Origin of the sequence: Rhizobium chutanense (assembly GCF_002531935.1) — a bacterium.
GTDB classification, from domain to species: Bacteria; Pseudomonadota; Alphaproteobacteria; order Rhizobiales; family Rhizobiaceae; genus Rhizobium; species Rhizobium chutanense.
This window is the reverse complement of record NZ_NWSV01000032.1, coordinates 18770-31334: the sequence shown is the minus strand read 5'-3', so window position 1 is coordinate 31334 and position 12565 is coordinate 18770. Positions and strand designations below refer to the sequence as shown.

The window sequence follows — 12565 nt, the reverse complement described above, 5'->3', positions numbered from 1 at the left end:
TGCTTGTCCAAGGGACAGTCTGAGAGACGGGGCCTGGGAGACAGGGCCCGGGAGACGAGGATTGCCATGTCTAATCTTGAGCAGGGAGACGCGATCACGCCATCGCGCATCGCTGTGATAACGAGGGCCGCAGTGGCTGAGGTTCGGCAAGCACCGTTGCTGATGCTGATTGTCTTCGTTCCGCTTGTCATTGTGCTGGAACAGACGTCTCCGCAGGCGCATACGCTGCTTTTTGCGATGTCGGTCTGTGCGATCGTGCCCCTGGCAATGCTTTTAAGCCGCGCAACCGAGGCGGTCTCCGCGCGGACCGGAGATGCGGTCGGAGGCTTGCTCAATGCCACTCTCGGAAACCTGACCGAACTGGTGATCTCGCTGGCTGCCTTGCCGGCCGGCCAGTATCTGCTGGTCAAGGCATCACTTGCCGGAGCCATCGTCACCAACACCCTGTTCATGCTGGGGGGCGCATTTCTCTTCGGAGGCCTGAAGCATCATGTACAGGAGTTCAACCGGGTCAATGCGCGCTTCCAGGCCTGCCTGCTGTTCCTGGCGACCGTCGCCATCATGGTGCCGTCGATCATCAGCGATGTCGATCAAACATCCGTCGTTTCGCAGAAATTGAGTCTGGGCCTGGCTGTGCTGCTCATCGCCGTCTACGCGATGGGCATGCTGTTTTCCCTGAAAACGCACCGTGAACTGTTTGCAAGCGCGAGCGACGCCGAGGAGGGTCACAGCTCCTGGCCGCTCACCGTCAGCATCGTCATCCTTGTCGTCGTTACGCTTTTCGTCGCGCTGATCAGTGAAATCTTCGTCGGCTCGGTTCAGGGAGCGGCCGACCGCCTCGGTATGACGCCCGCTTTCGTGGGCTTCATTGTCGTTGCGCTGGTCGGCGGAGCGGCGGAAATGACGACTGCGTTTTCGGCCGCGCGCGCCAACCGCCTCGATCTCAGTGTCGGCATCGCATTGGGCAGTGCCGCACAGATCGCGCTCTTCGTCGCGCCGATCCTGGTGATCGTCAGCTATTTCCTCGGCCCCGAACCGATGTCACTGCAATTCTGGCCCGGCGCGGTCACGATGATGCTGATCGCCACCATGGCGGCGACCTTCCTGTCCAATGGCGGTCGCGGTGTCTGGTATATGGGCGTCATGGCGTTGGCCGTCTATGCGATTTTCGGGCTCACGCTGTTTCTCTTGCCGCCTGCCGTGCCGTCCTGACGGTTTATCCTACGTGCCGGAACGGAAATACAGGCGCTGAATGATTGCCATCATCAGCGCGGTCGCCCAGCCGAATATGATCCAGCCATTGGCTGCTGCCGAATATGAAGTGAAACAACGCCGATAGCTCTTCCGCTCCATAGGCCAGGTCGTCAGGACGTAGGTTACCGTAAAATACGGTGCTCTGCGCAAAGGAATCCCGGCTTCGTCAAGCTGCGCCAGCCCTCGGCTACTGTGTGAGCGGCTGGGATTTCAGGTTGTCGTCAAGCTGATCCACGGCTGCGCTTGGTCGCTTGTTGCGGTTCAACGGCTGCTCGACGATGATTGCCGGTGCGGCGACGGCGGAGGCTGCAACAGTACCAATAGTGGACACCGTGCCTCCGACGACGGCCGTAATCCCTTGGCCGAGGGTCACCTTTGAGTCCGTCAGCGGTTGCCCGGTCATAAGGCGCTGGCCGATCAATTGCACGATCTCCGGGCTCTCGGCGAACTTGCCGTGGTTGAGGCTATCCTTCGCCTTGACCTTTGTCAGATCGATCGCCGTGATGCCCGCCTTCTCCAGCTTTGAACGATAAGGTTCCTCCGTCGGGTTGATCGCTCCGAGGCGTGAGACGCGCCCGCTGATGAACCGCGAGACGGCCAGTGCCTTGTCGTCCTGGGACATGAAGATCGTGAATTTCGGCCGCGGCGCACCCAGTTCGACATATTGCTTGGCGAAGACATCGATGTCGATATCAGGCGAGGCGAGGATGACATTGTGAATTTTCGCGTTCACGTGGCCGTCGCGGATTCCCATCTGACGCAGGGATTCCATGGCCAGCCACGTTCCCATCGAGTGGGCGAGAATGGTTATGTCCTTGACGTTCGGGTCGTCCGCCAATGTGCGCAAGGCCTGCTCCAAGGCGGTGCGTGAATAATTCGTGCTTTCCTTGTCGTATTGGTAGGCGACGACCTCGGCTCGCGACGGCCAGGTAAACAGCACCGGCGTTGCCTGCATTCCGCTATCATGGACGATTTGCGCCAGGCGAAAGACCGAATCTTCGTAGGTGTTGTTGAAACCATGAATGAAGACCAGCGCGTGGCCGCCTTTCGGATGCTGCCTGAACCAGGCCCGGCCTTCGGCGATCGTCGAGACTTGCTGCACCCGGGTGACTGCGAAGTCCGTTGCCGGATTGGGCGGCAGGCGTTCGGGCCACTGAACCGTTCCCGACTTGCGGTTGGTCGGTATCGAGATGGAGACCTCGGTCAAATGCGGCTTGGCGCTTCGCTCACCGTTAAAAAGCGTCGCCGGATCGCCGGAGGGTTGGCGGGTCGTGGCGACCAGCATGTCGACCTTTGCGGTAGAAGGTGTCGGCGCCGCGGCCGCGAGTGGCGTCATGACACCGGTCTGGTGGCCGCAGCCCGTCAGCATGAGCAAAGCCAGCAAGAGACTGAGCCTGCTCATGCAACGAACTCCTGGAGGAAATATCTCGAGTAATTTCACGCGGGCCGATACCCCGTTTTCAATCTGCATCTTGGCGCGACAAGCCTCGCTGGCCGTCGCTAAGCTAGCATCTGCAAACTCCAAAGGCCCGTAGCATCGCGTAGCATCTATGCCTGCACCCGCAGCCCAGCCGGACCGGAATGCGGATGGCCGGCCGGGATCGACCGCCGTATGACAGCCCTTTTTCCAAGGTGCTTTCCACCCGCAGTCAATTAAAGATCCATCGGAAAATGCATCGGTATGGAACGATCTGCGGCAGATCTCATTACGTATCTGATGTATTTGAAACGGCATAAGGCGAGGACGGTATGCATTCCATCCGCAACAAAGAGCGGGGACGGAAAAAACTTATGCTCAAGCTACCGGCTTTGCGCGACCAGTTGCGGCGCCTTTCGAACGATACGATCAATGAGCTGTTCGAGTCTTATGAGCTCGCCACCAGCGCGCTCGATCGCTTCAGCTCCAATTCGGAGGCCAACAGCAAATTGATTGCGGAATATGAACAGCTCTGCAGCGACATCGAAGCCGAAGTGGAGGGTCTCTTCGCATAGTCCCAACGGCAAGCTCTGTGACGATGCCCCGGCCATCCGCAAGAAGCCCCTTTATGGGGCTTTTTGCATTTCCGGGCGCCGGGAAATCATATTCTTGCGAGTTGCAATCGACCTTCGCGCGATGACGAGATAGTTGCTAAAAGGATAATATTCTAATATATGTAGATCAGGCGCGTTTTATATTTTCATGGCAGCAAGCAACGTCCGTCCTTTCGGCGGCGCCTATTATCCTATTCGGAGAGAATTTCGATTTCATGAAGTAGATCAGCGATTTATAGGGGGGAATCATGCGAAAATGGCTATCTTCTCTACCGGCCTCTCTGGATCGGAGGCGTCGTCTTCTATCGGTCATCTCCGGCTTGCCGGCGTTCTGCGCGCTGGTGTTCCTCACCGGGATTGCGGCAGCGCAAGCGCCGACCGAAGAGCAGCGCGATGCCATCAGGGCAGAGTGCCGTTCCGATTTCATCGCGAAATGCTCCGGGGTGACACCGGGCGGTATCGAGGCGCTGACCTGTCTGCAGGAGCATAGCGCCACGCTTTCGGCGGGCTGCCGGAACGCGGTATCGGCGGTGAACGTCAAACCCAAATCGACGTCGGCGGAGCCAACGCCGGCTGCACCCGCAAATACCGCGACAGTCACACCGGCGCCAGCGACCGGCACGCCGGCGCATCAACCAACGCAGGCGCAGCGCAATGCGGTCAAATCGGCCTGCCAGCGCGATTTCATGGCGCAATGTTCCGGCGTGGCGCCGGGAGGCGCGGCGGCGCTCAGCTGTCTGCAGCAGCACAACGCCGCTCTATCGGCGCCATGCCAGCAAGCGGTTGCGGCATTAGGGGGATCGGCGGCGCCGACGACCGGCAATGGGGCTGCCACCGGCGCGATCACGCCGGCGCCTCCGGCAATGATGCCGGCCTTCTCCCCGCGCGAGGAAGTGATGATCCTGCGGGAGACCTGCGGAGCGGACTTCCGGGCCTTATGCCGCATGGTGCCTTTAGGGGGAGGCCGGGGCATTGCCTGCCTGCGCGACAATCTGCAACGCGTGTCACCGGCCTGCCACCGGGTATTGACCTCGGGATTGTAGCGCCCGTTCGAAACTTGCTTTCAGAAAGAAGTCGTCGCGCGTTGGCCAGAATTCGATGCGCGACCCTGCAAGGGCCGGCTGACGGCCGTTGCCTGTATCATGCATTGCATCTCTCACATTTATGTCCGGCTGCGGCGGGTCCGGCAGTCGCCGTCTGCAATTCGATGAAATCAATGACGACACCAACGAAAGGCATTGCCATGTCATCGACTTTCTCTTTCCCGCGATTGAAGCGGATCCTCCTCTATGCTTCGCTTGCCGTCAGCGTCGCACTGCCGACCAGCGCATGGGCGGATGATGCGAAAGCCCTTTTAAAAACGATGTCCGATTTTCTGGCGGCGCAGAAGACGATATCCTTCACCTACCAATCGTCGCTCGAAGCGGTAACGCCTGCCTTCGAGAAACTCCAGTTCGTCAGCTCGGGGACGGCCAACCTGACGCGTCCCGACAAATTGCGCGTGACGAGAACCGGCGGTTTTGCCGACCTCGACGTGAGTTTCGACGGTTCGTCGCTGACAGTGCATGGCAAGAATCTCGACGCCTATGCCAGGATCGACGGCAAAGGTTCGCTCGACGATCTGATCGACAGGCTGATGACAGCCGGCGTCGAGGCTCCCGGCGCCGATCTGATGTCCTCCAACGTCTACGACACGCTGATGTCCGATGTGGTCGAGGCCAAACACATTTCCAGTGCTTTCGTGGATGGCGTCGAATGCGAATATCTGGCCTTCCGCACGCCCGAGATCGACTGGCAGATCTGGATACAGGCCGGCGCGCAACCCATACCGCGCCGTTACGTCATCACCAGCAAACATGTCGTCCAGGCGCCGCAGTACACGCTTGAGATCAGCGATTTCAAGAGTGGAGCAGATGTCGCGGCGGTTTCCTACAACATCGAGATTCCCGGCAGTGCCAAGACGGTCGATCTCAGCGAGCTGCAATCGCTCGATGAGCTTCCGGCGGCTGCCGATGCGGGAGAAGCGAAATGACCTATAACAAGCTGCTACTCGTTCTCGGCTTGGCCGGTGTCCTGACATTCACCGACTTTCGCGTCGAGGGCCAAGGTTCCATGCCGCTGTCGATCGGGTTTGCCACGCCGGCGGGCGCCGTGATCGGCAGGCCGTTGACGCCGCTCTCTTATGCGGGCGTTGCCCGCCGAACGACGCGACGGGTCGTGACGCGGACGGCGACGACCATCGCCGTGCTTCCGGGAGGCTGTCTCTACGGTCCCTATTATGGCGGCTATTATTATCGGTGCGGGTCGTCCTATTACGCCAAGAGCGGCAACGTCTATGTGCAGGTGATCGTGCAATAACTGCCGCGTTCGCTTTACCCGACGTTCGATATCTCTGTTTCCACCCTCACGGCCGCGGTTACGGTCGCGCCGCGCCGCTTCCAGTATTCCTCGAGGCGCTGCAGCAACACGTAGAAAGAGGGAACAAAGAGCACGGCGAGGCAGGTCGAGGCGATCATGCCGCTGAAGACCGATATGCCGATCGATTTGCGGGCCGATGCGCCGGCGCCCGTCGCCAGCACAAGCGGCAGGACCCCGAGGATAAAGGCGAAGGACGTCATCAGGATCGGCCGGAAACGCAGCCGGGCGGCCTCGACGGCCGCGTCCAGGATTTCCATGCCTTCCGCCCGTTTTTCGCGCGCATATTCGACGATGAGGATGGCATTCTTGGCGGCCAGCGCAATCAGCAGGATCAGGCCGATCTGCGTATAGAGATTGTTGGCCACACCTGCTGCCGTGAGTGCCGCCACCGTGCCGAGCAGGGCGAGCGGCACGGCAAGGATGACCGCCAGCGGCAGGATCCAGCTCTCATATTGGCCGGCGAGCACGAAATAGACGAGCAGCATGGCGAGCGCGAAGATGAAGTAGATCTGCCCGCCCACGGCCTTTTCCTGATAGGAGAGGGCCGTCCATTCGAAACCGGCTCCCGGCGGCAGCGTATGGTCGGCGATCTGCTCCATGACCTCGAGCGACTGGCCGGAACTGAAGCCGGCGGCCGGTCCGCCGACGATGGTGGCGGTGGGATAGAGATTGTAGAGGCTGATCAGCGAGGGGCCTTGCGTCGTGGTGACATCGACGACCGTCCCAAGCGGCACCATTGTCCCGTCGCCGGCCTTGACCTTCAGATTGCGGATATCGTCAGGGCTGACACGGAAATCGGAAGCGGCTTGCGCATAGACCTGGAAGGTGCGGCCGAATTTGTTGAATTGGGTGACATAGCTCGATCCGACATAGCCGGAGAGTGCGGAGAAAACCTGCCCCACGGTAATTCCCAGCGTCTCCGCCTTGATGCGATCGACGGCGACCGCAAGCTGCGGCACGTTCGAGCGAAACGGCGTGCTCAGCCTCTGCAGCGATGATTGGGCATTGCCGTTCTTGACGATCGTATCGGCAAGCGATTGCAGCAGCGGATAGTCGGAGACGCCATTGCGGAGTTCGACCTGCATGGTAAAGCCGTTGGCATTGCCGATGCCCTGGATCGGAGGCGGCACGACCACCAGCGTTTTTGCGGTCAGCACATGCTGCAGCGCGTCGTTCAGATGCTGATAGATCGACAGCAAGTCCTGCCCCTTCTCCTTGCCGCGCTCGTCCCAATCCTTGAGAATGACATAGGCGACGCCGGCATTCTGCAGGCTGGCACTGTTGTCCAGAACGGAAAGACCGCTGATGGTCAGCACCTGATCGACGCCAGGGGCGGCCTCGGCGATCTTGCCGACCTCTTCCATGACGGCATCGGTGCGCTCCTTCGAGGCGCCGTCGGGCAATTGCGCACTGATCAGCACATAACCCTGGTCCTCGATGGGCAGGAATGCCGTCGGCAGGCGCGTGAGCCCCCAGACGGCGACGCCGATCAGCGCGAGTGCTGCGATTGCCATGACGCCGCTATGGCGGGTCATCGCTCCGACCAAACCGGCATAGTGACGTTCGCCCCAATCATAGCCCCGGTTGAAGCCGCGATAGAAGACGTTGCGTTTCTCGGGCGGCACCGGTGCTCGCAGCCAAAGAGCGCATTGCGTCGGTTTCAGCGTCACGGCATTGACGGCGCTGATCAGCGCGGTGGCGGCGATGACCAGCGCGAACTGCCGATAGAGCTGCCCGGTCAGGCCGGGCAGGAAGGCGGCCGGAATGAAAACGGCCATCAGCACCAGCGTGATGCCCATGACGGGCCCGAGCAGTTCCTCCATCGCTTTCTCGGCCGCCTTGCGGCCCGACATGCCGGCCTCGATATGCCGGGCGACGCCTTCGACGATGACGATGGCATCATCGACGACGATGCCGATCGCGAGAACGATGGCAAACAGCGTCGATAGATTGACCGTGAAGCCCAAAGCCGCCATGGCCGCGAAGGCACCGATGATGGTGACGGGAACAGTGGTCGCCGGCACGAGCATTGCCCGCCAATCCTGCAGGAAAACCAGAATGACGATGAGAACGAGCACGCCCGCCTCGATCAAGGTGACGTAAACCTCGTCGATGGAGGCCTTGACGAATTTCGTCGTATCGAACGGCAGATGATATTCGAGGCCCGGCGGGAAATTCTTCGACAACTCCGCCATCTTCGCATTCACCGCCTGTTCCACGGCGATGGCGTTGGCTTCCGGCAGCTGGAAAATGCCGATACCGGCCGCCGGCCGGCCGTTTTGCGTGAAGGACTGGCTGTAGGTCTGGGCGCCGAGTTCGACGCGGCCGATATCGCGGACGCGCGTGATGCGGCCGCCCTGTCCGCTTTCGACCTTGACGACGATGTTCTCATAATCGGCGGCCTCGTTCAGCCGGCCGTTGACATTCAGCGTGTACTGGAAGACCTGCCCTTTCGGCACCGGTGGAATGCCGATCTGGCCGGCGGTGACCTCCTGGCTCTGCTGCTGCACGACGTTGACGACGTCCTGCGGCGTCAGGCCGCGCGCCTGCAGCAGGTTCGGATCCATCCAGATCCGCATGGCATATTGGCCGGCGCCGAACACCGTCACATTGCCGACGCCAGGCAGGCGGGCGAGCTCGTTCTGCAGGTTGATGACGGCGTAGTTCGACAGGAACAGGCTGTCGTAACGGCTGTCGGGCGAGGTCAGGCTGACGAAGCCGAGGATCGCCGTCGATTTCTTCTGCGTCGTCACGCCCTGAAGCTGCACCGCTTCGGGAAGCGACGACATTGCGATGGCGACGCGGTTCTGCACCAGAACCTGCGCCTGATCCGGATCCGTTCCGATGGCAAAGGTGACGATCAGCGAATAGGTGCCGTCGCTGGCGCTGGTCGACTGCATATAAAGCATGTCCTGCACGCCGTTGACCTGCTGCTCGATCGGCAGCGCCACGGTGTCGATGAGGGTCTGGGCGCTGGCGCCGGGAAAGCGCGTCGTCACCTGCACCGTCGGCGGGACGACATTGGGATATTGCGCCACGGGCAGCTGGTACAGGGCGACCGCGCCGACGAGCACGAAGACCAATGCCAGGACGTTGGCGAGTACCGGTCGCTCGATGAAGAAACGCGAGATCATGCTGTTGTCCTCAGACGTTCAGATGAAGCATGGCGGCGAATTCATTGCGTGGTGGTTTTGGCCTTGGCATCGCCGGCGGCATTGGCCGTCGGGTTCATTTCCATCTTCTCGGGCGTGACCTTGCTGCCGGGAATGGCCTGCTGAATCCCCTGGGTCACCACCCAGTCCGCCGGATCGAGGCCGGATTGGACGACCCGGAGCGGACCTTCGCGCTGGCCGGTCTTGACCTGCTTCTGCTCGACGACGTCGTCCTTGCCGAGAACGAGCACGTAGCTGCCGAGCTGGTTCGTTCCGATCGTATCGTCGCGCACCAGCAGCGCCTTGTCGTTGTGGCCGACCGGCACCCGGACTCTGACGAAGAGGCCGGGCAGCATGGCGTGATCCTTGTTGTCGAACAGGGCGCGGACCTGCAGCGTGCCGGTGGACGCATCGAGCTGAGGCGATGCGTAGTCGAGATGCCCCTTGTGCGGATAACCTTCTTCCGTCTGCAGCCCGATCTCCGCCGGTATGCTCGGAAGGTCGGTCTGCCTGAAGGTATGTCCTTGCTTTGCCATGGCTTGCTTGATCATCAGCACCTGCGTTTCGCTGACGTTGAAATAGGCATAAAGCGGATCGGTCTGGACGATGCTGGCGAGTTTGGTGGGACCGGACACGCCGACCAGCGTGCCGATATCGACGAGGTGATCGGTGACGACACCGTCGAAGGGGGCGAGCACCTCGGTATAGCCGAGATTGATCGTCGCGAGGTCGACATTGGCCTGGGCGTTGAGAATGGCGGCGTTCGCCTCGTCGAGCGTCGCCTTGGCGCTGTCGACCGCGGTCTGGGTGGTCACCTGCTGCTTCATCAGATTGAGCTGCCGGTCATATTCCTGCTTTGCGCCGACCTGCGAGGCCTGCTGCGAGGCGAGTGATGCCTTCGCCTGATCCAGTTGCGCCTGGTACGTGTCGCGCTCGATGCCGAAAAGCTTGGTGCCCTTCTTCACCATCATCCCGTCCTGGTAGTCGATGGACTGGATATAGCCCTGGACGCGTGCCTCGATATCGACGGCATTGAGCGGCGCCGTATTACCGGTGAGTTCGAAATAGAGCGTCACCGGCTGCTGCACCGGCTGCGCGACCCGAACCGCAGGCGGCGGAGGGGGCACATAGGTGTTGCCGCTCTCCTCGCAGCCAGCAAACATGGCCATGCCGGCCAATGTCAAAAACAGTCGCAGACCCTGATGCAATCTCCCACGCATTGCCGCCGCCTCGACAGGTCAAGAGCCCACTGCACAGTTCCTCCAATCGGGATCGACTGAAGAAATATGCAGGCAATTCAAAATGCGACAACGTCCCTTGCGCCTCTGAACGACGCGCGGCGCTGTCGTCTTCATGCGTGCCTAGACGGCGGCCCCCAATCGGCCTGCCGAAGTTCAAGTCGTGCGATATTATGTCGCGGCATTGCTCAAAATTGCAATAGCCCTTGGTGCACAATTGAACTGCCGAGGCGGGAAGATCCGGAGCGGGCATTGCGGTTACGGTTTCCCGAGCCGTTCCAGGGCGGATTCCAGGGGTGCGTCCGACACGCGGACCAGTCCGACATACGGATTGGCCATATCCGAGACCAGGAACACCGCACCGGCGACGGAGAGCGCGCAGACGAAGAGAATTGACATCACCGTCGGGTTGGGCGGCGCCTGCAGTCCGAAGGTGGCAAAAAGCAGGGAGAGCCAACAGACGAGAACGGCGAGGAACGCCCAGGGCAAGCCCTCGCTGCCGGATTCGACCAGCAGCCAGTGGGTTTCAGCTACCATGCCGCTGACATCGAGCGCGCGCGTCTGGAGAAAGTGCTGAACAGCATCCTTCGGCGACAAGGATCGAAGGTCGCCCTGAACCGCCTCGATATCCTGATATTCTCCGAGCGCCTTGCCGGATGCCTCGTCTGTGGTTTCGGCGGTCCAGCCGCGGCTCAGCCGTCTTTCGATGAGCTGGCGCAGCAGCCGACGCGCATCCCCCGTTTCCGGGCCGTATTGCGCCATGACGCGGTCCAGCAGCAGAACCCGCGCCGCCGCCGTTCTCATCTCCACCTCGGCATTGTCATAGGTCGATTTGGCGGATGCGATCAGCAGGCCGAGCGCCAAGGCAGACAGCGTGCCCACCACCGCGGTCGCCAGCCTGATGACATCCTTGGAGTCCGAGCTGAGGTGATGATCCGGCAAACGGCCGCGGGCCATCATTCCTAGCGATGTTGCCGCCGACAGAAAAATAAATACAAGCCCGCCAAGCAACAGTGAGCTCAAGTCCATCTCCGTATCGTCACGTCTATCCTGCAAGCGGTGTAATGCCTGCAAGCGATACAATCGTTGCTATCATCATAGCGGAAGACCGAGGGAGCGTGGAACTCTTTACTTTTCTGTTCTCGCGCCGGCAGAGATCATTGCTGGAAAATGAGCAGCACATAGGCCAGGAAGAGCACCAGATGGACGGCACCCTGCATCAGATGCGTGCGGCCGCTGGCAAAGGTAATGATGCTGACCGCGAGAGTGAGCAGGAGCATCACCAGATCTCCGTGCTCCAGGCCCAGTGTCACGGCGTGTCCGTAGAGCTGACTGACGGCAAGCATCGCCGGCACCGTGAGCCCGATCGTCGACAATACCGAACCGAGGAAGATGTTGACGGAGCGTTGAAGATTGTTGGCGATGGACGCGCGCACGGCGCTGATTGCCTCCGGTGTCGCGACAAGGATGGCCATGACAACGCCGCCAAATGCGGTTGGAGCATGCAGGGTTTCGATAATGTAATCGATCGGCCGCGCAAGCTGTTCGACCAGGAAGACGACAGGCCCCATATAGGCAAAAAGCAGAATGGTATGGGGCCAGAGCCGGCCATGACGGGGGACATGTTCGCCATAGGATTCGTGGCGGCTGTCGTCAGCGAAATAGTCCCGATGGCGGCCGGCCTGAAGAAACAGAAAGGTCGCATAAAGGCCGACCGATATTACGCCCAGTACCAGTTGTCTCGCTGCCGAGGGATGCTGTCCGTCCGGGCCCGCAAGAAATGTCGGCATGACCAGGCTCAAGGTCGCCAGCGGCACGATCACGCCGAGATAGGCGTTGGCGCCCTGCAGGTTATGCTGCTGTTCCGGTCGTCGCCAAGCGCCGAGCAGCAAGGACAGGCCGACCATGCCGTTCAGAATGATCATGACGACGGCAAACAGCGTGTCGCGCGCGAGCGTAGGGTTATTTTCGCCGTGAAGCATGACGGCTGATATGGCCATGACCTCGATCGAGGTGATGGCCAGCGTCAGAATGAGCGTACCGTAAGGCTCCTTCAGCCGCTCCGCCAAGTGGTCTGCGTGCCGCACGACCGACAGAGCGGAACCGAGCACCACGGCAAACAGCCACCCGAAAATGAAAGTGAACCAAAGCGGATCGGAAAGCTGCGCGAAGAGCTGCTCCTGGAAAGCAAGAAAGACCAGGCTCGTCGCGATGCTGACGCCCAGGAACCATTCCTCGCGCACCAGGCTGGTGGCGCTGACGGCGCGCAATGCGGGACCGTCCGTCATCGACCCCGCCCGTTTTCCCGCAATTGCCGTGCGATCATCAACCCCATCATGTCCGCCCGCTGCCTCCCGCCCGCCATCTGAGCCAAGCAGAGATGAGGCTGCCTCAAGGCGAACAGAAGCTCAAGTCAGATCGTATGTCGCCGACCAAAACTTTCAGCTCGTTTCATCCGCGCGAGGTTCCGCG

General features: G+C 60.9%; 10 protein-coding genes and 1 pseudogene. 5 read left to right on the top strand and 6 right to left on the bottom strand.

The features are described 5' to 3' along the window. Positions 1 to 66 precede the first annotated feature (66 nt). A complete protein-coding gene (gene cax / locus CO666_RS29270) occupies positions 67 to 1212 on the top strand; it encodes a calcium/proton exchanger (protein ID WP_097615515.1) in 1146 nt (381 codons plus the stop codon). 9 nt (positions 1213 to 1221) lie between these two features. Here the strand turns inward: cax and CO666_RS34690 are convergent. After that, a pseudogene (locus CO666_RS34690) lies at positions 1222 to 1308 on the bottom strand (two pore domain potassium channel family protein); the annotation flags it as partial. Positions 1309 to 1441: 133 nt separating this feature from the next. Next, the gene (locus CO666_RS29260; RefSeq protein ID WP_097615514.1) at positions 1442 to 2656 is read right to left on the bottom strand and encodes an alpha/beta hydrolase; all 1215 of its coding nucleotides are present in this window, start codon (positions 2654 to 2656) and stop codon (positions 1442 to 1444) included. A 347-nt stretch (positions 2657 to 3003) separates the two neighbouring features. Between CO666_RS29260 and CO666_RS29255 the strand changes: the two genes are divergently transcribed. From CO666_RS29255 to CO666_RS29240, 4 genes are all read left to right on the top strand, one after another. Continuing rightward, the gene (locus CO666_RS29255; protein ID WP_097615513.1) at positions 3004 to 3246 is read left to right on the top strand and encodes a hypothetical protein; all 243 of its coding nucleotides are present in this window, start codon (positions 3004 to 3006) and stop codon (positions 3244 to 3246) included. Positions 3247 to 3533: 287 nt separating this feature from the next. Next, positions 3534 to 4328, top strand: a complete 795-nt coding sequence (locus CO666_RS29250) for a RodZ family helix-turn-helix domain-containing protein (RefSeq protein WP_097615512.1) — start codon at positions 3534 to 3536, stop codon at positions 4326 to 4328. 200 nt (positions 4329 to 4528) lie between these two features. Further along, complete coding sequence (locus CO666_RS29245; protein WP_097615540.1) at positions 4529 to 5317, top strand: DUF2092 domain-containing protein; 789 nt, start codon at positions 4529 to 4531, stop codon at positions 5315 to 5317. Continuing rightward, entirely contained in the window at positions 5314 to 5643 is a 330-nt protein-coding gene (locus tag CO666_RS29240; RefSeq protein ID WP_097615511.1) for a hypothetical protein, read from the top strand. Before CO666_RS29245 ends, CO666_RS29240 begins: the two co-directional genes overlap by 4 nt. 14 nt (positions 5644 to 5657) lie before the next feature. Here the strand turns inward: CO666_RS29240 and CO666_RS29235 are convergent, their stop codons facing one another. The 4 genes from CO666_RS29235 to CO666_RS29220 all read right to left on the bottom strand — a co-directional run bounded on the left by CO666_RS29235 (position 5658) and on the right by CO666_RS29220 (position 12381). Further along, entirely contained in the window at positions 5658 to 8837 is a 3180-nt protein-coding gene (locus CO666_RS29235; RefSeq protein ID WP_097615510.1) for an efflux RND transporter permease subunit, read from the bottom strand. Between the two features lie 41 nt (positions 8838 to 8878). Next, the gene (locus CO666_RS29230; protein WP_097615509.1) at positions 8879 to 10075 is read right to left on the bottom strand and encodes an efflux RND transporter periplasmic adaptor subunit; all 1197 of its coding nucleotides are present in this window, start codon (positions 10073 to 10075) and stop codon (positions 8879 to 8881) included. A 276-nt stretch (positions 10076 to 10351) separates the two neighbouring features. Beyond that, positions 10352 to 11116, bottom strand: a complete 765-nt coding sequence (locus CO666_RS29225; RefSeq protein ID WP_097615508.1) for a bestrophin-like domain — start codon at positions 11114 to 11116, stop codon at positions 10352 to 10354. A gap of 134 nt (positions 11117 to 11250) precedes the next feature. After that, a complete protein-coding gene (locus CO666_RS29220) occupies positions 11251 to 12381 on the bottom strand; it encodes a calcium:cation antiporter (protein WP_097615507.1) in 1131 nt (376 codons plus the stop codon). Between the last annotated feature and the right edge of the window lie 184 nt (positions 12382 to 12565).

Coding starts and splice junctions, on each gene's coding strand:
- cax (WP_097615515.1), top strand. CDS start 67: ATGTCTAATCTTGAGCAGGGAGACGCGATCACGCCATCGCGCATCGCT.
- CO666_RS29260 (WP_097615514.1), bottom strand. CDS start 2,656: ATGAGCAGGCTCAGTCTCTTGCTGGCTTTGCTCATGCTGACGGGCTGC.
- CO666_RS29255 (WP_097615513.1), top strand. CDS start 3,004: ATGCATTCCATCCGCAACAAAGAGCGGGGACGGAAAAAACTTATGCTC.
- CO666_RS29250 (WP_097615512.1), top strand. CDS start 3,534: ATGCGAAAATGGCTATCTTCTCTACCGGCCTCTCTGGATCGGAGGCGT.
- CO666_RS29245 (WP_097615540.1), top strand. CDS start 4,529: ATGTCATCGACTTTCTCTTTCCCGCGATTGAAGCGGATCCTCCTCTAT.
- CO666_RS29240 (WP_097615511.1), top strand. CDS start 5,314: ATGACCTATAACAAGCTGCTACTCGTTCTCGGCTTGGCCGGTGTCCTG.
- CO666_RS29235 (WP_097615510.1), bottom strand. CDS start 8,837: ATGATCTCGCGTTTCTTCATCGAGCGACCGGTACTCGCCAACGTCCTG.
- CO666_RS29230 (WP_097615509.1), bottom strand. CDS start 10,075: ATGCGTGGGAGATTGCATCAGGGTCTGCGACTGTTTTTGACATTGGCC.
- CO666_RS29220 (WP_097615507.1), bottom strand. CDS start 12,381: ATGACGGACGGTCCCGCATTGCGCGCCGTCAGCGCCACCAGCCTGGTG.